At 26.2% G+C, this 22,734-nt stretch carries 19 protein-coding genes, 3 tRNA genes and 1 other RNA gene; 10 read left to right on the top strand and 13 right to left on the bottom strand.

Going from position 1 to position 22,734, the window contains the following annotated elements; all coding sequences use genetic code 4:
• The first annotated feature begins 94 nt into the window (after window positions 1-94).
• Entirely contained in the window at window positions 95-1,021 is a 927-nt protein-coding gene (locus GE118_RS03430; protein ID WP_158764034.1) for a nucleotidyltransferase, read from the top strand.
• A 75-nt stretch (window positions 1,022-1,096) separates the two neighbouring features.
• Here the strand turns inward: GE118_RS03430 and GE118_RS03425 are convergent.
• The 8 genes from GE118_RS03425 to GE118_RS03390 all read right to left on the bottom strand — a co-directional run bounded on the left by GE118_RS03425 (window position 1,097) and on the right by GE118_RS03390 (window position 5,800).
• A tRNA-Arg gene (locus GE118_RS03425) sits at window positions 1,097-1,173 on the bottom strand.
• A gap of 10 nt (window positions 1,174-1,183) precedes the next feature.
• Window positions 1,184-1,258, bottom strand: a tRNA-Cys gene (locus GE118_RS03420).
• 62 nt (window positions 1,259-1,320) lie between these two features.
• An RNA gene (gene ffs / locus GE118_RS03415) (signal recognition particle sRNA small type) lies at window positions 1,321-1,417 on the bottom strand.
• Window positions 1,418-1,490: 73 nt separating this feature from the next.
• Entirely contained in the window at window positions 1,491-2,186 is a 696-nt protein-coding gene (gene rplA / locus GE118_RS03410; RefSeq protein WP_158764033.1) for a 50S ribosomal protein L1, read from the bottom strand.
• A complete protein-coding gene (rplK, locus tag GE118_RS03405) occupies window positions 2,186-2,770 on the bottom strand; it encodes a 50S ribosomal protein L11 (RefSeq protein ID WP_158764032.1) in 585 nt (194 codons plus the stop codon). The genes rplA and rplK overlap by 1 nt, the downstream gene beginning before the upstream one ends.
• Before the next feature lie 140 nt (window positions 2,771-2,910).
• Window positions 2,911-2,986: transfer RNA gene (locus GE118_RS03400), tRNA-His, on the bottom strand.
• Window positions 2,987-3,089: 103 nt separating this feature from the next.
• Window positions 3,090-4,241: a tRNA uracil 4-sulfurtransferase ThiI gene (thiI, locus tag GE118_RS03395; RefSeq protein ID WP_158764031.1), complete on the bottom strand. Its 1,152-nt coding sequence runs from the start codon at window positions 4,239-4,241 to the stop codon at window positions 3,090-3,092.
• Window positions 4,242-4,252: 11 nt separating this feature from the next.
• Window positions 4,253-5,800 carry a hypothetical protein gene (locus GE118_RS03390; protein ID WP_158764030.1) on the bottom strand — a complete coding sequence of 516 codons (1,548 nt, stop codon included), beginning with the start codon at window positions 5,798-5,800 and terminating at the stop codon, window positions 4,253-4,255.
• A 247-nt stretch (window positions 5,801-6,047) separates the two neighbouring features.
• Here GE118_RS03390 and GE118_RS03385 point away from each other — a divergent pair, with 247 nt between their 5' ends.
• The 6 genes from GE118_RS03385 (at window position 6,048) to GE118_RS03360 (ending at window position 11,835) form a co-directional block, all read left to right on the top strand.
• Window positions 6,048-6,263, top strand: coding sequence for an MAG6790 family protein (locus GE118_RS03385; protein ID WP_158764029.1), 216 nt, complete (start codon window positions 6,048-6,050; stop codon window positions 6,261-6,263).
• 175 nt (window positions 6,264-6,438) lie between these two features.
• The gene (locus tag GE118_RS03380) at window positions 6,439-7,638 is read left to right on the top strand and encodes an acetate/propionate family kinase (RefSeq protein WP_158764028.1); all 1,200 of its coding nucleotides are present in this window, start codon (window positions 6,439-6,441) and stop codon (window positions 7,636-7,638) included.
• 53 nt (window positions 7,639-7,691) lie between these two features.
• Window positions 7,692-8,276, top strand: a complete 585-nt coding sequence (yihA, locus tag GE118_RS03375; protein ID WP_158764027.1) for a ribosome biogenesis GTP-binding protein YihA/YsxC — start codon at window positions 7,692-7,694, stop codon at window positions 8,274-8,276.
• Window positions 8,269-9,225 carry an MAG1430 family protein gene (locus tag GE118_RS03370; RefSeq protein WP_158764026.1) on the top strand — a complete coding sequence of 319 codons (957 nt, stop codon included), beginning with the start codon at window positions 8,269-8,271 and terminating at the stop codon, window positions 9,223-9,225. Before yihA ends, GE118_RS03370 begins: the two co-directional genes overlap by 8 nt.
• Window positions 9,226-9,368: 143 nt before the next feature.
• Entirely contained in the window at window positions 9,369-10,802 is a 1,434-nt protein-coding gene (pyk, locus tag GE118_RS03365; protein WP_158764025.1) for a pyruvate kinase, read from the top strand.
• Window positions 10,803-10,929: 127 nt separating this feature from the next.
• Window positions 10,930-11,835 carry an ROK family protein gene (locus GE118_RS03360; protein ID WP_158764024.1) on the top strand — a complete coding sequence of 302 codons (906 nt, stop codon included), beginning with the start codon at window positions 10,930-10,932 and terminating at the stop codon, window positions 11,833-11,835.
• A gap of 32 nt (window positions 11,836-11,867) precedes the next feature.
• On the opposite strand, the gene GE118_RS03355 is transcribed toward GE118_RS03360, so the two are convergent.
• From GE118_RS03355 to GE118_RS03345, 3 genes are read right to left on the bottom strand one after another with little or no spacing between them, the layout of a single operon-like run.
• Window positions 11,868-12,086: a hypothetical protein gene (locus GE118_RS03355; RefSeq protein WP_158764023.1), complete on the bottom strand. Its 219-nt coding sequence runs from the start codon at window positions 12,084-12,086 to the stop codon at window positions 11,868-11,870.
• A 1-nt stretch (window position 12,087) separates the two neighbouring features.
• Window positions 12,088-13,902, bottom strand: coding sequence for a hypothetical protein (locus GE118_RS03350; RefSeq protein ID WP_158764022.1), 1,815 nt, complete (start codon window positions 13,900-13,902; stop codon window positions 12,088-12,090).
• An 8-nt stretch (window positions 13,903-13,910) separates the two neighbouring features.
• Window positions 13,911-17,258 carry a hypothetical protein gene (locus tag GE118_RS03345; RefSeq protein WP_158764021.1) on the bottom strand — a complete coding sequence of 1,116 codons (3,348 nt, stop codon included), beginning with the start codon at window positions 17,256-17,258 and terminating at the stop codon, window positions 13,911-13,913.
• Window positions 17,259-17,382: 124 nt separating this feature from the next.
• Between GE118_RS03345 and GE118_RS03340 the strand changes: the two genes are divergently transcribed.
• The gene (locus GE118_RS03340; protein WP_158764020.1) at window positions 17,383-18,048 is read left to right on the top strand and encodes a hypothetical protein; all 666 of its coding nucleotides are present in this window, start codon (window positions 17,383-17,385) and stop codon (window positions 18,046-18,048) included.
• 67 nt (window positions 18,049-18,115) lie between these two features.
• Entirely contained in the window at window positions 18,116-18,394 is a 279-nt protein-coding gene (locus tag GE118_RS03335; protein WP_158764019.1) for a hypothetical protein, read from the top strand.
• A gap of 53 nt (window positions 18,395-18,447) precedes the next feature.
• Here GE118_RS03335 and GE118_RS03330 read toward each other — a convergent pair whose 3' ends face one another.
• A complete protein-coding gene (locus GE118_RS03330) occupies window positions 18,448-20,106 on the bottom strand; it encodes an IS1634 family transposase (protein ID WP_158763429.1) in 1,659 nt (552 codons plus the stop codon).
• 148 nt (window positions 20,107-20,254) lie between these two features.
• Between GE118_RS03330 and GE118_RS03325 the strand changes: the two genes are divergently transcribed.
• The gene (locus GE118_RS03325) at window positions 20,255-20,764 is read left to right on the top strand and encodes a hypothetical protein (protein WP_158764018.1); all 510 of its coding nucleotides are present in this window, start codon (window positions 20,255-20,257) and stop codon (window positions 20,762-20,764) included.
• A gap of 33 nt (window positions 20,765-20,797) precedes the next feature.
• On the opposite strand, the gene GE118_RS03320 is transcribed toward GE118_RS03325, so the two are convergent.
• Entirely contained in the window at window positions 20,798-22,705 is a 1,908-nt protein-coding gene (locus GE118_RS03320; RefSeq protein ID WP_158764017.1) for a M13 family metallopeptidase, read from the bottom strand.
• Window positions 22,706-22,734: the final 29 nt, after the last annotated feature.

Here is a 22,734-nt window from a genome sequence, read left to right as displayed (position 1 = left end):
GGGTTTGAATCTAGAAATTAGACCTAGTAAAGATTAAGAAAAAGCATAGTTTTTTTAACTATGCTTTTATATTATTGTGTTATATAATAACTTTATGCTTTTTAAAAATAAAAAAACAAAGGTTGGAATTGTTGTAGAATACAACCCTTTTCATAATGGTCATATTTATCAATTAAATTGAATTAAAGAAAATATTCCTAATAGTAAAATAATTGTTGCAATGTCTGGTAAATATTCCCAACGGGGAGAAATCACTTGTGCTTCATATAGACAAAGAAAACATATTGCAAAAAAATATGGAGTTAGTGGTTTTGTGAAATTACCAGTAGATATTAGTGCTCAAGCAGCTCATATTTTTGCTTCTAATGCAGTTTTAAAACTTGCTAAAAAAGGGATTAAGTATTTAGTTTTTGGTAGTGAAACTAATGATATAGAACTTTTTAAAGAGATAGCTCTCTTAATCAAAAACAATAAGCAAGAATATAATAAACTGATTAAAAAATATCTTAAACAAAAAGGTAATAGCTTTCCAAGAGCAACCAATTTAGCTTTGATGGAATTAGCAAATAAAGATATATCAATGCCAAATGATATTTTAGGTCTAGAATATGTTAAAACTATTGTTGATAATGATTTAGATATAGAACCTATTTCAATTCAAAGGACTATTCCATTTCATTCTGAAGATGTTGAAAGTGAATTTGCTAGTGCTTCAAAACTTAGACAAATGCTAAGCAACAATCAAGATATCTCTAAATATAGTCCAATGAAGCTTAAAGGTATTAAACCAAAGAACGATATTAGAAATACCTATCCTAAATTCCAAAAAATAATTTTAAATACTCCTAAAGAAATTATTGCACAATATAAAATGATTTCTGAAGGAATGGAAAATTTGTTTAAAAAACAAATTAACCAACCGACATACGATGATTTTATTCAAGCGTGTACTAGTAAAAGATATACATCATCAAGAATTAAAAGAGCTTATTTATTTGTTTTGTTAAGGATTAAAAAATAAATCTATGCTAAAGCATAGATTTTTTGTATAAAAAAACAACCATAGTGGTTGAAAGATGGTACTATTGCTAGTATATGGCGCGCCCGGCAGGAGTCGAACCCGCAACCTTTAGGGCCGTAACCTAACACTCTGTCCAGTTGAGCTACGGGCGCTAGTTATAAATGGAGGCACCAACGGGATTCGAACCCGTAATCAAGGTTTTGCAGACCCATGCCTTGGCCGTTTGGCTATGGTGCCAGTTAATGTGTATTTATTATAACATAAAATAAAAAAAATCAAAGTGTTATTTTTGATGAAAAATTTAATAAAAAACCACTGAACACAACACTTCCTCATGTGGCTGCTTCGGTTAGGACCTGACCAAGTTAGTGGGTTATTGTTCCAATGGCTCTATTATTATAATATATTTTGATCAAAAGCGATAATAAAAAAAATAGATAACTAATGTTATCTATTTTGATATAAATTATTATTTGTCTAATTTAATTTTTACACTTGGTCCCATTGATGCTGAAACTGTTAAGTTAAGCATATATGTTCCTTTAACAGCAGCTGGTTTTAATTTTTTAATAAGTGTAATTAAAGTTTTAGCATTTTCTACTAAAGCTTCGTTAGACATACTTGCTTTCCCGATTAATGAGTGAACAATACCTGCTTTATCTGTACGGTAGTTTGCTTTACCTTTTTTAAGTTCTTCAACAGCTTTTTCAGGAGTTGGAGTAACTGTACCTGTTTTAGGGTTTGGCATAAGACCTTTAGGCCCTAATTTTTTACCATATTTTCCTAATAAAGGCATCATTGTAGGATCTGCAACCATAACATCAAAGTCAAAGTCGTCTTCTTTAATTTTTTGTTCTAAAGCTGGTCCATCTAAAACAATGTCAGCCCCAGCTTCTTTAGCAGCTTTTTGTTTTTCGGGGTTGTTTGTAGCAACTAAAACTCTTACGCTTTTACCTGTACCATTTGGTAATAATACAGCTCCACGCAATTGTTGATCAGCTTTACGAACATCAAGGTTTAAGTTGAAAGCTAAATCAATAGAAGCATCAAATTTAGCGTATGAAGTTTTTTTAGCAAGATCAATTGCTTGTTCTAAATCGTAAGCAATTGTTCTATCAAATGAAGCTCTAGCAGCTTTTAAGTTTTTTGAGATTCTTTTAGCCATTATTCTTCACCTTCTTCCTCATCGCTAATTGTATTTATTTCAATACCTTGACCTTTTGTTTCGTGTAATGTTTCTAAAGCAGCATCTAATTCAGCTTCTTTAGCAGCAGCAATTGTTGCTTCTTTAGCAGCTTTTTTAGCAGCAGCTTTAGCTTTAAAGATATCATCGTATCCTTCGATTAAAACACCCATTTGTTTTGCTGTTCCAGCAATTGTAGCCATAGCAGCATCAATATCATCTGTGTTTAAATCTGGTAATTTATATTCAGCAATTTCTCTTAATTGATCTCTTGAAATTGTAGCAACAATTGTAGTTTTAGCATTTGCTGCTCCTGAACTAATTTTTGCAGCTTGCTTAATTTTGTATGAAGCAGGAGCTGTAAATAATTTGAATTCGAATGTTTTATCTTTATAAACTGTAATTTGTACAGGAACTGGTTCGTTTCCTCTATCTCTAGTTGCATCGTTAAATGCTCTAGTAAATTCGGGCATATTAACACCAACACCAGCAAGAGCAGGTCCGGGCTTAGCTTGTCCGGCAGGGAATTGCAATTTAGCAATTCTTTGAATTTCTTTTTTTGCCATTAAATTTGTATCCTTTCGATATTGTGGTCTAGCGATATTTTTTGCAAATATCTTCCACTAATAGGCAATATAGTTAATATTGCGGATTAATTATACAATAAAAAAACAAAAAAACTACCTTTTAAGTAGTTTTTTTCAAATGGGGCGATTGACGGGATTCGAACCCGCGAATGACGGGACCACAACCCGCTGTGTTAGCCACTTCACCACAATCGCCATAGGTAAAATTATTATATATCATTTTTCATAAATATACAATAACTTTTTTTATAAATTTAGAACTTTTTTGAGTTTAGTTGATTTTTAACAAGTTAAATTATTAAATTAAATCTTCTTTTTTAAATCTTATTATTTGTAATTCATTGTCTAATAAATCTTGCTCTAAGGTTTGTAATTGGTTTAATTCTTCCTCTAATCTTAAAGCTTCTGATAATTTTGGTTTTGTAATTGGTTGTTTAGGAGCGAATAATTCACAAGTTTCGTTTGCTTGAATTATTGAAATATCATGAGTGTTAATAGCTTTAGCCATATCAATAATTTGTACTTTATCAAATGTTAATAAAGGTCTAAGAATTTGTAATTTACTTGCTTGACCAATAACTGATAACGATTCTAAAGTTTGACTTGCAACTTGACCTAAGTTATCACCATTAGAAATAGCTAATTGATCATATTTATTAGCTATTTTTGATGCTATACGGTAAAAACTACGTCTCATTAAAGTAATCTTATATGACTCTTTTGAAACAAATGAAATATAATTCATTAATTTTGCATAATTAGCAATGATTAAATTGGAATTAACTTGGTAATTATTTAATGTTTTAACTAAATTAGTAATTTTATCTATTGTTTTCTGATCTGTTTGAGGTGGAGTGATAAAAGTTAAAAAATCTACTTTTAAACCTCTTTTCATCATTTGAAAAGCCGCAACAGGAGAATCAAAACCACCTGAAATTAGGTGTAATACTTTACCACTAACACCAACGGGTAATCCACCTAATCCAGGAGTGTAGTTGCTAAAAATGTATGTAAAATCTTTTCTAACTTCAACATAAAAAACTTGATCTGGATTTTTTACATCAACTTTTAATTCAGTATTTTTTAAAACATGACCACCAAGAATATGGTTGATTTCATCTGAAGTGTGAATGAAGTTTTTATTATTTCTTCTTGCAGCAATTTTAAAAGTTTTTACATTTGGTTTAACTAAACTTAATACAGTGTCTTTGAATATTTGGATGTCATTTTTCACCATTTTTACTCTTGAATATGAACTAATACCAAAAACATAGTTTAATTTATTGTAATTATGCTCTGAATAAGTTAAGTACATTCTATCATATGCTACTTCAGGTTTTTCACCAACAATGTGGTAAATGTTATTTGAAAGTTGATTAATAAAAGTTTTACGATTTTTTTTCTTTAAAACTAACTCTCCAAATCTAATTAGTATTTTATCTTGATACATTTTCTCTCCTATTATTTAACAATCTTTTTGATTTCAAAATATGCTTTTTTGAATTTTCTTTGTTCGATTAAAGACCTTGTTATTTTAATTTGTTCATTATATTCGTTGATATTTGCGTTGTATTTAGAACTATTAACTAAATGATTTTCAAGTAAAAAATATAATTTTTTATATTTATTACCTTCAGCTATTTTAGAGATTAATAAAGAAATATTAAACACTCAAGTATCTCAAATTTTAGAAATTTGCTCAGCATTAAAACTATTTACAAAGTTTTGTTGATAAATATTTTTTAATAAATCTATTACTTCTAAATTTTCTTTATTTTGTTCTAAGTACGGATTATATATAACCGCAAAATAAGCATCAATTGATTGATTAACCTTATCTTTTTTGGTATGTTTATTATTTTTTTTTTGTTGTTTTTCAAGCATTAATTGTATATATTCATTTTCGAATTTAAAAGCATATTCAAAAAATGATTCAATTAATTGTTTTAATATTTCATAGCTTTCATCACGATTCATTGATTTGAGTGATTCATGCATTTTATCATAATAAATTTTAATTTGATCATTTATAAAGCTTAATTGATTAAATTGTTCTTCTTTTTTGATGAAAATATTTTTAGTCATAATGCTAAAGTTTTTATTTAAGTAATTAGTAATTGATTGATAAGCTATTTTTTGATAATGCATATCATAAATTACTTGATAAATTGATTTAATACGTTCGATTAAATCAACTAATTTTAATTTATCTCAATCTTGAGTTAAAACATTTAATTCATTTACTAATTTAGTTAAATATTCTCTATCAGCATTAGTGGCATTAGATAATTTTTTATTTAAAGTATAAGGTAAGCTTGAAAATAGAGTATATTCAATTTTTTCAATTGAACTATTTAATTTTGATAATTCTTTAATTTTAATTTTTAATTTTTCAAGAGTCTCAGAAGCTTTAGAAAATTCAGCTTTGTATTTATAATTTTCAATTAAATTTAAGTCATTTCTAAAGTTATTAAGTTTTTTTGCACAAATATCATAAGTGTTAGGTATGATAGGTTGTTTAATTTTTAAATCATTAATAATGTGTTGTGATATGTCTAATAAATTTGAAAAATCTTCATCAATCATAGTTCAAGGTATTTCAAATGAAGAAGATTTTTCACTAAATTGTTGGTTTTTCTTATTAAATAAATTAATATTTTGTTTAAGTTTTTTATATTCTTTAATTACTGCACTAAGTTTTTTATTAGTTAAATTAGTATCTATTGTAGTGATATTTGTAAGAATAGTTTTACTAATTTTTTCTAATTCGGTAAATAATTCATGCAAATCATAATAAATGTATTCATATTTTTTCTTAGTGCTTCGCTTTAGCACTTCGCATTTATTAACTGTGATTTTTGCATAATTAGTATTTTTTTGGACATATTCTCAAGTTAAATTTTTATGTTTTGAATAATGATCAAACATTAATTTTCTAATTAAAACCACTACTAGTAAAACTAAAATTATTGCACAAAGACAAATTAAGAAAATATAAAGTATGTTCATAATTGAAACTCCTATCAATTAATATATTAATATAAATATTTTAGTATATTTATTCATTAATAAATTAATTAATTAGATATTTATTATATTTATAAAAATTAATATCAAAATGGAAATTTTGGGTAAAATTTTAAAGTAAGATTTTTATATCTTACCACCAGCAATGGTGAAAATAACCTATTTTCTATATACTTTCAAGTTAATATTTAATATAAATATAGAAAAAAAGTTCTAATTGGAGGGTACTATGTACAAATATAAAGCAAAATTATTATCTCATGGTGATATTGTAGCTCAAGCTAATACACTAGAAGAATTAGAAGGTTTAATTAAAGGATATCGTCGTGGGCAAAAGCATGGTGAACACACTAATGCTAATGAAAAAATTCAAATTGTTCACGTTGAAAGAAATAACTTGGAAGGTAAAAAAGGTTCAAAAGAAGTTATTGTAAAAGTTGTATAACTTTAAATTTATGTAATTTATTCGATCTTTTTTAAGCAAGGCGTAAGCCTTGTTTTTTATTTATCCTAATACAAAAATGTTCCATATTTCATAAATATCTAGCACACTTTATATTTTTAATATAAAAAAATAATAAAATAACATTATTAAACATTACAAAATATAAGGAGAAAATATGTTTCAAAGCAAAATTTTAGTAATCAATGCAGGAAGTAGTTCAATTAAACTTAGTTTATTTTTAAAAGATAATTTTTTAAATATAGCTTCAGGAATCGCTGAAAGAATAGGTTTAGATAATGGTTTAATTACTATTAAATTTAATGGTCAAAAACACACCAAAGAAGTAAATATGCCAAATCATGAAGTAGCCGTAGAATCAGTTTATCAATTAATGCAAGAAATTAATTTAATTCAAGATAAAGATGAAATATCAAATATTGGATTTAGAGTTGTTCAAGGTGGAACTTATTTTGAAGATACTACTAAAATAACTCAAAAAGAGATTGATATTATTTCAAAATGTTCAATATATGCACCTTTACATAATCCAGGAGCTGTACAAGCAATGTTAGGATTTCAAAAAGTATTTCCTAAAGCTTTATTAAGTGCAGATTTTGATACTGCTTTTCATACCACTATCAATAAAATCAATCATAGCTATGCTTTACCTAAGCAATTAGTGGAGCAATTTGATATTAAAAAATATGGAATGCATGGAATTAGTCATCAATATATCACTAGTAAATTAGCAAGTATTTTAAACCAAGATAAAGTTACTTTTGTTAATATGCATTTAGGTAATGGAGCTAGTGTTTGTGCAGTTAAAGATTCATTATCGTTTGATACTTCTATGGGTCTTACACCACTAGCTGGAGTTATGATGGGAACAAGATCAGGAGATATAGATCCAGCAATTCATCAATTTGTGATGAATCAAACTCAAATGGATATTGATCAATTTACCAATTTATTAAATAAAGAAAGTGGTTTATTAGGTGTTTCAGGTCTTTCAAGTGATATGAGAGATTTAAGACAAGCAATGGCTCAAGGAAATGAAGATGCTAAGTTTGCCATTGATTTATTTGCTCAAAAAATTGCAGATTATGTAGCAAATTATGCTAATAAAATTGGTGGAAATCCTAATGCATTAGTTTTTACAGCAGGAATTGGTGAAAATGATTATTCAATTAGAGAAAATATTATCAATCGCTTATATTTTAAAAATATTAAAATAGATCCTGAATTAAATATGATGGATTTTGATGATTATAAAAAAATATCAACCAGTGATAGTGAAGTTGATGTTTATGTAATTAGAACTAATGAAGAATTAGTGATTGCTCAAAATGCAGCAAAAATATACAAAAGCAATTAATAACTTTATTTAATATATGTTATTATTAAACATATTTAAAAAATGAGGTGTAAATGTTTAAATTTATTAAATCATCCACTAATAAGGATAATTGATATCAAAATGATGGTGTAGAAATTGCTTTTTGAGGTAGATCCAATGTTGGAAAAAGTTCATTATTAAATGCTTTAACAATGAATAAAAAAATAGCAAGAGTTTCTAAAACTCCAGGTCGAACCCAATTATTAAATTTCTTTGGTGATGAGCAAAATCGGATCTTTGTGGATCTTCCAGGTTATGGATATGCAAAATTATCTAATGCTAATAAAGAAAAAATGAACCAAATGATTGCTGAATATTTAGAAAATCGCCAAGAATTAATTACTTTATATTTATTAATTGATGCTCGTCATGGAATTACCAAAATTGATTTTGAAGTAATAAATTATTTACAATCAATGGAATTGTCTTTTGTTTTAGTCTATACCAAGATGGATAAACTAAAACAAAAAGAAAAGTCAAAATTATTAAAAGAAATTAAAACACAACACAAGGAACATAATATTAATGAATATTTCTTAGTTTCTAGTGAAACTAATTTAAATATTAATGAATTAAGAAATCAAATTTACCAAAAACTAGGAGAAAATTATGAATAAAAAATGATTAAAACCTTTTTTATTAGTTTCAACATCAGTTGCTTTAATAGCACCTATTGCAGCTGTTGGTGTTTTAATTAAAAATAATATTGATCACCGTAATAAAATAGCTGATATTAAAAAACAATTTGAACAATTTGAATTACACTCAACTAATTCTTTTAATGAAAAGAAATCAAAATACTTACCTTCACAATTTCAAGGTGTTTTAGTATCTGATGTTCAACTTATTGGTGAAGTTAAATACAATCAATTAATTTTAAAAAGAGATTTTGATTGAAAACAACAAGTTTTTATACAAAATGCTGTGTTAGATCAAGCTCAATTAGAACAAAGACAATTTTATGTACAATCTAAAAATGGCAAATTATATAACTCTTTAGCTAGTTTTTATGATAAAGGATTAGAACAATTAAGAAATAATACATCAGTTAATGTTTATGCAAATGACCTTAAAGGAGAATTAATTGTTTCATTAAGATTATTACTTCCTGATAATAAAACAACAATTAATAAAGAATTTATTATTGAAGGATTTAAAAAGCTTAATAATTCTAATGATCAAGTATCATTAAAAGATTTAGAAAACACTATATATGATGCATTGGTTAATTATGACAAAGTAATGGTTAAAAATACCGGATTTAGCAAATATACTTCAGGTGATAAATTAATCGAAGAATACAATGATCCTAAAAATAATAATGATAATTGAAAACAAGAGTTCAATAAATCAATCTTAAGCATTACTCCAGATATTAATGTTATGAAAGTAGAAAATTGAAACTTTCCTATTGAATTTAACTATGATAATGCCACTAAAGTATTAACTCTTAATTTCACTGTTCCGTATGTAATTGAAGTAAGATCTGCTTTAAAAAATGATTTAACAAAAGTTGTTTTAGTTAAAACAAATCACAGTTATATAAAAACATACACCTTTAAATAATTAACGATTTTTAATATAAAATTAATACCATTTTATCTGCTTGCAGATATAAAAAATGGTATTAATTTTTTTATAAAATGTTAAAATAAAAATGTTAATTAAATTTATTTAATTTACTAAATATTTTTAACAGGAGCTAATCAATGAAAATTACAGACAAAAGAACAAAATTAGTCGCAACTATCGGACCTTCAAGTGATAATTACGACACAATGCGTGCACTTGTGGAAAACGGTGTTACATGTATTAGAGCCAATTTTAGCCACGGTTCATTCGAAGAACAAGGAAACAAATTCGCTTTAGCTAAAAAAGTTTCTCAAGAACTTAGAATTCCAGTTTCTTTATTATTAGATACTAAAGGACCTGAAATTCGTGTTGGAAAAATGAAAGATGGAGCTCAAGTAGTTTCAGCTGGATCAGAAGTATTAATTCACACAACACAAGATAAATACTTAAACTTAGAAGGAACTTCTACAGAAATTTCTGTTGCTTATGATATGTCATTAGACTTAGCTGTTGGAAATCAAGTTTTATTAGATGATGGAAAACTTTCAACAGTTGTAACAGAAGTTGGTAAAGGATATGTAAAAGTTAAAGCAGAAAACACACACAAACTTAAAACTAACAAACGTATTAACCTTCCAGGTGTAGATTTCACACTTCCATTCTTAGCAGAAAAAGACATTAACGACGTTAAATTCGGTATTACTCAAGGAATTAACTATGTTGCTGCATCATTTGTCAATTCAGCAAGAAATGTTAATGAATTAAGACAACTTTTAAACGAAAATGGTGGAGAACACATTCAAATTATTTCTAAAATTGAATCACACTTAGGATGCCAAAACATCGATGAAATTATTGAAGCATCAGATGCAATTATGGTTGCTAGAGGGGATTTAGGATTAGAAATTCCTTACTACGATGTTCCTTACTATGAAAAGAAAATGATCAGAAAATGTCGTGAAGCTGGAAAACCAGTTATTGTTGCTACACAAATGTTAGACTCAATGGAAAACTCACCACATCCTACTAGAGCTGAAGTTACTGACGTTTATTACGCTGTTGAATTAGGAGCTGATTCAACAATGCTTTCAGGAGAAAGTGCAAACGGAAACTTCCCTGTAGAATCAGTTAAAACAATGACTGCTATTTCAAAACGTGCTGAAAAAGAATTCTATGGAAGAAATTACTACCCAATTCAATTAGAAAAAGTTTGAGAAAACTCAGACCAAAAAGATAAAAGAACAAAAATCGCTTACGAAATTGCTCAAAAAGCAATGTTTGGTGATTACAAATTTGTTGTTGCTCTTTCAAGAACTGGTGCTTTATTAAAACAAGTTGCTAAATTCCGTCCAAACTCATTAATCATTGGGGTTGTAAATGATCCAAAAATGATTAAAGCATTTGGAGTTTACTCATCAGTGTTTGCTTCGGTTGATTCAGAAGCTTTATTCTCAGTAATTAAAGAAGATCACGCTAAAGCTGTTGAAGCTTTAATTCCTTATGGAGTTCAAAAAGGTGATAAATTCTTAGTTGTTGAAAATGAAAAATTCACAGAACACGAAGTTCAATAATATAATAAAAGTTAGCTTTAGCTAACTTTTTTATTTTAAATTTAGATTGCAAAATATAGGATATTAACACACTTAGACATACAAGATATCAATTGTTTAATCAATAAACTACCTTATAATATAAATTATGAAACTAAATAAACAAAATAACAATCTTGCTGCTATTGATGTTGGCGGAACCAATACTAGATTTGCTTTATTTGATGATCAAGGTAAAATTTCATTAAAAGAAAAAACTGCAACTGATTATCATAATAGTTTAAATACTTTAAATTGAATGGTTGATTTATTAAATAAATTTAATATTAATAAACTAGCTTTATGTATTCCTGGACCTAGTGATTATATAAATGGTATTGTGCTTAAAAGTCCTAACCTAGGTGCTACTTGAGATAATTTAGATGTTAAAAAATACCTTTTAGATCATACTAATGTTCAAGAAATTATTTTTGAAAATGATGCTAATGCAATGGCTTATGCTAATCATAAAATTAATCATTTAACTAAAGATCAAATTTCACAATTTTTTACTATTTCTACAGGATTTGGAGCAGGATTAGTAATTAATGACCAAGTGTATCATGGGAATAATTATTATGCTCAAGAAATAGCTCAATTACCTTTAGCGACTAAAGCTTTTTACGGTGAACATCGCTTAAAAAACCCTTATGCTTTAGAACTTCATTGTTCTGGTAGTGGTATTGAAGCAAAAGCTAAACATTATCAAATAGGAAATAATGCTAAAGATGTATTTGATCAAATTGAAACTAATGAAATTGCTAAAGAAATAGTAGCTCAAGCAAAAGAAGTATTAACACGAATCTTTGCAACTTGTGCTGCATTAAATGCTCCTCATTACTTTTTTGTTGGTGGAAGCTTAGCTTTAGCTCAAAAAGATCTGGTATTACAAGCTTTTGAAGAAGCTAAATCATTAAGTGATTTTAATCATTTTAACGGAATTAAATTAGTATTTGACACAATGGGTGATGATAGTGCTTTATATGGGTTATATTATTTAATTAATGGTAAATAAAAATGAACTTCTTATTGAAGTTCATTTTTTAATTAAATAATTTGACGTCTATTTTCTTCTGAGTTAAAAATATCTTCTGCTTCTTGAAGTTTATTTTTATCATCTTTAACTTCTAAATCATCTTGAGTTAATTTAATATGACCATAATTTAAATAATTATAAATTTGTGCATCATTAAGATAAACTTTTTTATTTTCTTTATTTAAATAATAGTATTTTCCATTTTTTTCTTGTAGTACTTGTATTTTCATATTATTCACCTTTTATGCCGTCTTGATATGCTTTAATTTCTTGATTAACTTGATCAAATGTGATGTTGGTTACTTGGTTATCTTTAGTTTTTAAAGTAGCAAATTTTTGATATCAAAATAGTACTTTTGCACGATTTAAATATTGATTATATAAATATTTAACTGCATTTTTAACGTTTTGTTCATTAACATCACTCACACCTAAAGTATTTAATAAGTTCATAGCACGTTCTTGAGCAATAGCTAAATCTCCTCCAACTATTTGGTTTTGATCATTTAATGATAATTTTGAAGCTAAATTATTAATAAAGTTATTAAATCCTTCTTTATCATTATCAAAGAAGTTACTTGCGTTATCATGACCAAAAATAATATAGTCTTCTAATTTTCTAATGTGTAATCCTTCTCCATCTTTGAATTTATCTTCTGCATTAGTGACTTTATTTAATGGGATTAATCAGTGTTTTTGGCCTAATTCTTGTAAGCTTTGGATATTAAATAATGCAGCTATAGCGTTAGAAGTTGAAGTATAAGTTTCTAATTGATCTAATAACATTGCTTTTTTATTATCTGGTAATTCTGGTAGATTAGCATAGCTGGTTTTTGGGTCAATTAAGTTGCTTGGATCTAATAAAGCATTAGTTTTATTTTCACTAGCTCAAGATACTTGATTATTTTGAAAATCATTTGCAAATAAATTTAAAGCATTAAATTGTTCATTTACATTTTGCTTTAATTGATTTAAAGTTTCTTCATTTAGCTCATTGTAACCTAAAGTTTTCATAGTATTGGTTAATACTTCTGTAGCTGATAAACTAGGTTGAGGTTTAGGTTCAGATTCAACTGGAGTAGATGTTTCTTGAGTTAAAATACCGTGTAAATTATCATCAAAGAAGCTATAGTAATCTGATTCTAATTCTTCTTTTAATTCATTATTATAATCACTAGCACTAGTTAATTTATCTTTAATAGCATTTAATTTACCATTTAATGATTGAGCAACAGTATTAGTAGTAGTTCCGTGAGTAGCTCCAGGTTTAAATGCATCTAATGTAGGACTAAACATATCTATCATTTGTTGTTTTGAGTATGAATAATCTTTTGATCCTACAGTGAATTCAAAATTATTAGTTGCATTTGCATCATTCATATATTTGATTAATTCATCAACAAATTTAAAAGCACTATTTAAAGTATTAGTTGCTTGATCTTTGGTTGAAAAATCATTTAAAAGAACTAATTTATTTACTGTAGAAGTTTTTGGAGTTGTAGGTGGTTCTTGGTTATCAGGATTTTTTTGCTCAGGAGTTTTATTAGTATTTGAAGAACCATTATTATTTTTATCTCCTTGGTTATCACCTGGTTTATTATTGTTATCTGTGGTTTTTGAAGCTTCTTTAATAGTGGTTTCAAATTGTTTTAATTGATTTAAAGCAGCTTGGTTTTCGGTGGTAAATAAGGTTTGCAATTGTTGCAATTCTGCTTTAGTAGTAACTGTAGCAATTCTAGATTCAAATGTAAAATGCGAAGCTTTTTTACTAAATGCATCTAAAGAGCTAGCAGTAGTTGCTAAAGCTGGATTATCTTTAATTGAGTTATATAATGTTTTAGCTTTTTCGTTTAATTCTTTATTAGCGTTTTGTACTTTTTGTACAAGTTGATCCTTTTGAGCTTGAGTTACTTCTGGAGTTTTAGGTTTTTCAATTGGAGCTGGAGTAGTAGGTTTAGTATTATTTGAACATGCTATTGCTGCAATTGGAGCAATAGCAACACAAGATAATGACAATGCATTAATTAAATATTTTTTTAAATTCATGACTCTCCTTAATTATTAAATTGACTAGGTAAAGCTTTGTAAGTTTCATCAAATTCAGCAAATGTAACATTAGTGTCTTTTATTTTACTTTCAGGTTGTAAGTCAGTTGGTTGATAACTATCGTAGAATTTAACTATTTTAGCTAAATTTACATATTGATCTAACATTCCTTTAACTGCTTTTTCAATAGTTTCATCTGAAACAGTGTGTCCTTCTTTGATTAAAGGTTTGACAAATGCTTTTGTTCTTTCGACTGCTTCATTATAGATAGAAGTTCAATCATCCATCTTTTTAATGTAATCATTAAATCATCCATTTAAATGAGCAATATTATCTCCATTTTCAGTTAAGTGTGATTTATCTTTACCAAATAATAAATATGCTTCTAAAGCTCTTAGATTGAAATGTTGTCAATCACCATTGTTATTATCTGTTGGATAGTTTGAATTTCTAAAAGCATAAGTATTGTTTTGATCGTTTCTTACATATTCATTATAATTTAAATCGTCTTTACTGATTGAATCATTTGATTGACTTGCACCAAAAATAGCAGCCATTCCAGATGTTAAAGAGATAATTGGGGATAAAGTACTTCTTAAACGATTTAAATCTTCATCAGTCATTGTTCCAACTTTTTCTAAATTAGCATATGCTTGATCTGGTTGTATAAAGTTAGTAGGATTATCATTATTAGTTTTTCAAACTAATCATCCTTTAGTATATAAATCAGATTTATTTTCTCCAGTTGTTAAAGTACCATCATAAAGGTGATATTGTTGTTTTTCTTGATTAATGTAATCACTAATTTTTTGATTTAATTCATCAAAATTTTGTTTAGTAGATAATTCACCAGTTAGACCAAAAGCTTTATACAATTTATTAAATTCATCAAATTTTTGATAAACTTGGTAAATTTTATTCTTTGCATCATTAGATAATTCAATATCTGTATTAGATACTGTATTTGCAGGTTCTGTAGATAAATTTTGTAAATATTCATCACTAGAATTTTCATATAAATGTTTTAGATTATATTTAAATCATTCACTAGTATTAAATGCATTTTTAATATTAGTTAAATTATTATTATAATTTTCATTTACAGTTATTAATGATGTTCTTGTGGTTTTTAGTTTATTAACTTCAGTTTTTAAGTTTTCAATACCTGTTTGTAATTCAGATTTTAATTCAGCATTAACTTCTAAAGTTTCAAGAGTAAATGAACTAATAGCATTAGTTACTTTTTGTTCTAAACTTGTCAAAGTTTGCTCTAAAGTCATAAAGTCACTATTAGGTAAAAATGAGTTTTTAACTGTAGTTAAAGCTTGAGATTCTTGATCATAATAATCAAATACTTCTTTGTATTTGCTTATATTATCAATATATGATTGAGCTTTTGCTTTAACTTGATTTAAATCTTCTTCAGTAGCTTGTTCGCTATTATTTGAATTAGTTAAATCAGTAATAGCTGCTTCTAATTTTTCTTTTAATTTACTATATTTAGCATCAGTTAATTCATTAGTTGATGAAGTTAAATTAGTTAATAATTCTGAGTTAGATGATTTTAATTGATCGATTTTTTCTTTTTCAGGATATTTAGTTTCAACTTCTGGTGTTTTATCTGATGTACCAGATGTTGTTTCATCCTTTTTATCATCAGTATTATTTCCCTCAGTTTTATCTTTTTCAGTTTTAATAGGTGTATCAGGTTTGTTATCTACTGAAGTTCCATCTCCAGGAACTTTATCACCAGAACCTTCAGTAGTATTTGAGTTTCCTGAAGTATTTCCATCTGTTTCTTTGTCTGTAGAAGTTTTATCATTTGATTCAGTTTCTTTAGGATTAGAAGGGTTTTCTTTATCTGCTGGTTCAGGAGTTTTATCAATTGTTTCAGGTTCTTTAGGTTTAGAATCAGTTTCTTTATCTGTTGAACCAACTTCTTTATCACCAGTTGTGGTTTCTTTAGGATTTGGGTCAGTAGTTGAAGTACTTTCTTTTTCTTTATCTTCCTTATCAACTTTATTTTCTTTTTCTTCTGTGGTTTTATCTACTTTTGTAGTAGTTTTATCATTCTTTTCTATTTCTTTCTTATCTGTTTCTATTTGGTTATAAGTTTGTTCAGCAGAAGTAGTAAAATTCATTAAATCATTTAAATCAAAATCACTATTCATTAATTCGTTAATTTTATCTTTTAAATCACTAATTTTAGTTGTGATATCTTGATATTTATTATCGTTGTTAATTGAAGTGTTTAAGTTGTTTAATTTATTTTCTAAAGATAAAAGAGTATTTACTCTTAATTGAATCATTCTATCAGTTTCATTAACTGATTCATAAGAAGTGTTAATAATATCTTTTAATTTAGAAATTAAAGCAACTTGAGCATCTTTATCATTAGATAAATCATTTAAGTTGTTTTGTTGTTTAAATAATTCTAAATTTGATGCAATAGCTTTATATCTTTTTGCAGTAGTTACTTTTTGATCTAATTGGTTAAAATAGCTAATTTCATCTCTTAATTGATTTTTAAGATCTAAGTTTTGTTTTGAAGCTTTAAGTTCTTTTAATTTTTCTTTAGCTAATTTAACTTGTTCATTGATATTGTTAGTATCGTTTGAACTAATTAATGCTTCTAAAGCACTCATTTGATTAGCAACTGTATCTAAAATAGTTTGATATTCAGGAATTCTTGATAATGATTGATTAAAGGTTTTATATTCAAAAATTAAAGCTGAAAGTGCCAATTTAGCTGCAGATAATTTAGTAGCTAAATCTTTTAGATGATTAAAATTAGTTATATATGAATTTAGTAAATCACTAGCATATGAAAGTTCATAATTAGCTATTAAAGGTTTGGAGATGATGTTTGAAGCTTCAGATATTGCGTTATTAATCAAAAGAATCAAATCGTTATATTTACCTGGAGCTAATGATGAAACTTTAGCATTTAAATCAGCAATTTCTTGTGAAATTGCTGATTTATGCTTTTTTACAGAAACATCCTCCTTTAACGAATGATATGCTTCAATATAGTTATTTAATACATCACTATATTGTCTCATTTGAGAAAAATTAAGTTTTTCAACTGGTTGTAATAAATAAGTTTTAACTTGGTTATACAATTTTTCATAGTTTGGAAGTTGATCATTAATATTATTTGATTTGTAAAAATCAATTGCTTTTTGAATGATATTTAAATCGCTTTCTAAAGCAGTTTTCATACTTTCACGTTGAATATTTGTTTGTAGTTCTTGCATTTTCTTATCAACAGAACATGCAACCATACTTAATGGAGTTGCAGTGGTTAATAAAATACCACTTAAAATAAACATTTTTTTCTTCAAATTCTTTTTCATAGTGCTTTAATTTTAATAAATTAGTACTATTATATTTATATAATAACTTTTTTATGCATAGTCAAGCACTATTTTTAAACAAAAAAAGATACTTTTTATTAAAATTATCAAATCAAGGAGACTTATGAATCATTCTCTAAAAAAAGCATTTATAGCACTTTCAACAAGCTCAATTTTAACTTTTACTACAGTTGCTACTGTAGCTTGTAGTAAAAGTTCTAAAACTTTAGAACAAAAGATTGATTGAGAAATTCAAAACATTAATAATGGTAAAAATTTATTTAGCGATCAATTAAAACAACAATTGACTAATGAAATGCAAGAATTAAAAAAATCAATCAATGAGCAAAATCGTTCAAAGTTAGATAATCAATATGAAACACGAATTAAAGATATTTGATATTTAAATGAGTTGTATCAAAATGTTGTGTTTAAAATTAGTGAATTAGACAAATATCAAAAAGATGCAAAATATGTAATTAATTACAATAAGAAAAAAAGTGAAATTCAAAGCTTGATTAAAGAAATCCATCAAACTATTTTAAATCAAGAAAATTTAGGAACTAGTGATAATAATGATTTAGTTAGAGAATATAATGATAAGTTATTTAATTTTATTAATTTCATTAAAGAAACTCCTACAAGCAATAAAATGCCTTGAAGATCAATAGTTGGATATTCATTTGTTGGAATTTTATTAGTTAGCTTAGGTTCAATTTTTACATTTAGAAAATATAAAATTTATAAACAAAATAAAGAAAAGCAAAAAGAAAACAAAATGAAAAAATAAAACACTTGCGTGTGCAAGTGTTTTTCTATTTTAGATATTTAGTAATCTATTAAATTAACATTAAAATATGAAAAAACTTTTCAGTAATTTTTATAAACTTAAAAAAATATTATTATCATCCTTAGTTTTAGGTTCAATGACATCTGTAGCATTAGTTGCTAGTTGTATTGATCAAACAAATCCTAATTTAAATAAAGCTTTATCAGTAGTGGAACCAAAAAATAAGCAATTTAAAGAATGAGGAGATGATAGTTTTTTACAAAAAGTTAATTTAAACGATCTTTCATATCAAAAACAAGCAGATCAAGTTCAACCTGAGTTTCCAAGTTTTAACAAAAAACGATAAAAAGAGCATTTTATTGCTCTTTTTTTAACTTTTTCAAAAATTTACATTGTAATTTAAGGTTTTTGAGTTTCTAATATCTTTTTGATAATAGCAAAATCATTTAAATATTGCATATTATCTTTATTTTCTATTAATTTTTCAGTGATAATTTTTGAATTTATCACTTCAACATATTTATTAGCACTTAAAATTGCTTTTATTAATCTTGTGTTAGTAAATCTTTCGTTTTTAACACCTAATACAGGTTCTAAGTTTTTATTTACTAAAGTTAGTAAATATCTCATAAGAACCAATGATATAAAGCATAAAAGAAAATATCCTTCAATGTGTTTGTCACTTCGCACATACACAGGTCTGATTCTTAAAGCGTTTTTTAATGTTCTAAAGTTTTCTTCAACTTGTCATTGTTTTGCATATAAATCAACAACATCTTGAACTGTAAGATCGTGTCTTGATGTTTCGTAAGCGTATAAACCATCAAACTTTTTATCTCTCTCGATTTTTTCATAATCTAACTTGTATGAAGTTGTTTTACCATTTTCAATTTCTTTAAAGAATTTGTATTTTTTACCAGCAAGCAAATCAGCTTGAGCAACAATACCATTTTTAGCTTTTTTATTGAAATTATCAATAAGAATTTGTCTATCTTGTTTATCTTTTTTAGCACGTTTTTCACTATAAGTTATTATTCTACGTCTAGTTCTTCCGTTTGGACGTTTTTTCTGTCATAGCGATTCATAAGTTTCTTCTTTAAATTTAAAATTATCTAAATCAACATATCCTTCAGGATCTTGAGCGAATAATTTAGTTCTTTTAGTAGCGATTTTTAATCTGTAAGAGATTATAAAATCAATATTATTTTGTTCTAGGAATCTAATGTTTTTATTGGTACTCATTCCTCTATCAGCAATTATTGTAACCATTCTAAGGTTGTAAATTTTCTTGATTTCGTTGATAAATGGAATGAAAGTATTTGGGTCAGCTGTATTGCCTTTAAATAATTTGTAATGGATTGGAATACCATTTTCATCAGTGATTAAACCCACTACAATTTGATCTTCTTTGAATTTTCCATCTTTTGAATATCCAGGGTGTTTAAGACCTAAACTTGTAAAAGTTTCAAAATATACAGTTGATGAATCAAATCACATAACATCAACAGATCTTAGGTTTTTAGAAATTAATGAATTATTGATGTTTTTTAAAATAGTTGTTTTATTATCTGAAAGATAATCTAAAGAGTTGTAAAATGTAGTCTTTTTTGAATCAAATTCAATTTCATAATCAGGAATACTTTCAAAAGTTTTAATAAGACTTTGTTGTTTTAGGATACGTGTTGAAATTATAAATTTCAATATTTTTATTAATTCTTTTGATCTTGTTTCTTTTGTCTTCTCAAAAATATCCAAGTCATCAATTGTGTTAAATAAAACTTGATGACCATAATTAACAACTTTTGATTCAACAACTGAATTTTTAAGAACTTTATTTACTTCTTGCAAAATTTTGTCTTTAGGTCATTCAGGATCTCAACTAACACAAGCTTCTTTTAAGAGATTAATTGGGTCTTTTGTAGATTTTTCTAATTTTTCTAAATTCCCCAAACCAATACTTCTCTTATAACCTCTAGCATGACCATTTGAGATAGCTGCTGTGATGTAGTATGTGTCTTTTCTTTTACTTCTAACAATAATTCACTTTTCTTTTTTCATACTCCTAATTATACCATAATTACAATGTAATTATGTGGAAAAAATAATTTTTTTACTATACGTAGTATAGTAAGTGTGGAAAAGTGCTAAAAAATTGGTCAAAACTTGGAAACACAGGATAAAATATGTTTAAGTTAAAGGAGAATAAATGAATTTTCTTAAAAAATATAATCATGATTTCAAAATTGGTTTAAATTTATTAATCATTGTAGTAATAATTTTAAGCTTAACTTTTTCAATAATGGGGCTTGCTTTTTTTGCTTCAAATATAACTAATAACAACACATTAAACATCTTAAAAGCTATCACTACTACAACAATTGTTATTAATGGAATTTTAATTTGTGCTCAAATCTTTTCTATTTTATTTTTAAAAGATGAGAGTTTATTTATGAGAATTATGGAAAGACTTACTTTTGTTTTTTCATTATTAATCTTACTATTCTCAGTGGTTGTTGCATTATTATTTATTGATCCAAATCAAGTAAATTTAAACATTTTAGGAGAATCATATAAATTTAATGTTTTATTTATTTTTGTAATCTTATTTTCTATTATGTTAGTAGTTCAACAATCAATTATTATTACTTTATTAACCCAAAGAAAAATCAAAAATAATCAAATGAAAAAAGCTGCTAATGCAGAAATCGAACAATAAAAAACAATAAACTTTTAAGTTTATTGTTTTTTTCTATCAAATTTTAATTCTTTTTTCTGGAGCTAAATACATTTGATCTTCAGGTTGTAGGTCAAAATATTCATTAAATAAATCACAGTTCATTAACTGCACATTTCCTCTTTCTTTTGCAGGAGCATGAACATCATTTTCTAATAATCTCTTAGCTGCTCCTTCTTTATAAATAGCTCTTCAAATAGTTACTCAACTATCAAAAAATTCTTTAGCATTAAAATCTTCTTCTAATTGTGCTGCTTCTAAGGCACATAAAAATCCACCTATATCAGCAATATTTTCTGATACAGTTAATTTTCCATTAACTGGTCCAACTCATGTTTCTCTTTGATCAAATAATTCTACTACTGCTTGAACTTTTTGTTCAAAGTTTGTGCGATCTTGATCAGTTCATCAATTATTTAAACTTCCATTTTCATCAAATTGAGAACCATTATTATCAAAAGCGTGACTAATTTCGTGAGCAATAACAGCTCCTATACCACCATAATTAGCACTTTTTGATTGATTTATATCATAAAATGGAGCAGATAAGATAGCTGCTGGGAACACTATATGATTATGGAATGGATGGAAATAAGCATTAATAGTTGCTGGAGACATTGATCATAATTTAGGATTAGTTTTTTGTAAGTATTTACTTAATGCATCAATTGTCATTAATTTATTAAAGTATTTAACATTACTATAAACACTACCACCTTGGTCATAATCTTGAACAATAAAATCTTTATAGTATGAATTAATCTCTTCAGGAAAACCTACCATAATGCCTAATTTAGAAAGTTTTAATTTTGCTTTTTGGATTGTTTCTTTTGATAATCAATCGTTATTAGTTAAACGATCTTCATAGATCCCAATCATTTTTTGCACCATTTGTTCAACATCTAATTTAGCTTTTTCTCCAAAATATTCATTAGCATAATACATACCTACAGGCATTTTAAAATATTTTGAAGCTAAATCATAAGCATAATCTTCTAATGAACGGTATTTATCTACTGAATAAACAAAATTTCTAAATTCTACGGCTTTAATTCTTAATTCTTCTGTAAGATATTGAGCTACATGATGTAAATTGTTAATAAATAAAAATGCTTTATATGATTCAAAAGTATTTTCGTTAAATATTTGATCTAAGTTATCTACTAATCTAGGATTATAAATTGCTATACTTTCGACTTTATTATCTACTAATTTTTCACCTAATTCCACTAAATCAAATTGTTTTGATTTGTTAGCTAATTGTTCTTTGGTAAATAAATTATATCTAGCTACATAATCAGCTGCTTCTACTGAACTTAAAACAAAATCTTTATATAAATTATCAAATTCAATTGCTAAATCAATTAATCTTTGAGCTTCTTCTTTACTTTTACCATAATCGACTAATAAATCCATCATCATATTTGATCATGCTTGAAGTAATTTTGTTTTTTCTTGCTCATTAGCATAAGTTTCTTTTGAAGGTAAAATTGTTTTAAACTCATATAATCATAAGATTTTTTTAGTATTATCAATAAAATCTTCTGCTACTCCATAAGCTAAAGGTAATGAAGTATATTTTAGATCCATTTCTTTGTAATTGTTTTTAATTTCTTCAAATGATGTTAAGTTTTCAAGAAATTCTAAATCTTTTCTTGCAGGAGTTCAACCTAATTCTTTTCTTTTATCTTGATCTAAAATCATTTGATAAAACTTAACATATTGTTGTATTAAAATGTCACTCGGAAGTTCTTTAGCTCCAGTAGCTCAATCTTTTGTTAAGTTTTTTAATAACTTTTCTAAATTTAAATCCATTTCATCAAATGCTGAAATTGATGAACGATCTGCTGGAACTTTTGCTTCTGATAATCATTTTTGATTAACATAAGCATAATAATCGTCTTTTAAGTTAATTTTTGACATATTTCTCCTTTTTTGTTTTTACTAAATCT

This window comes from Mycoplasma sp. NEAQ87857, assembly GCF_009792315.1.
Classification (GTDB): Bacteria; Bacillota_I; Bacilli_A; order Mycoplasmatales; family Metamycoplasmataceae; genus Mycoplasmopsis.
The sequence above is the reverse complement of the archived record's forward strand: the minus strand, read 5'-3'. Positions and strand labels throughout refer to the sequence as shown.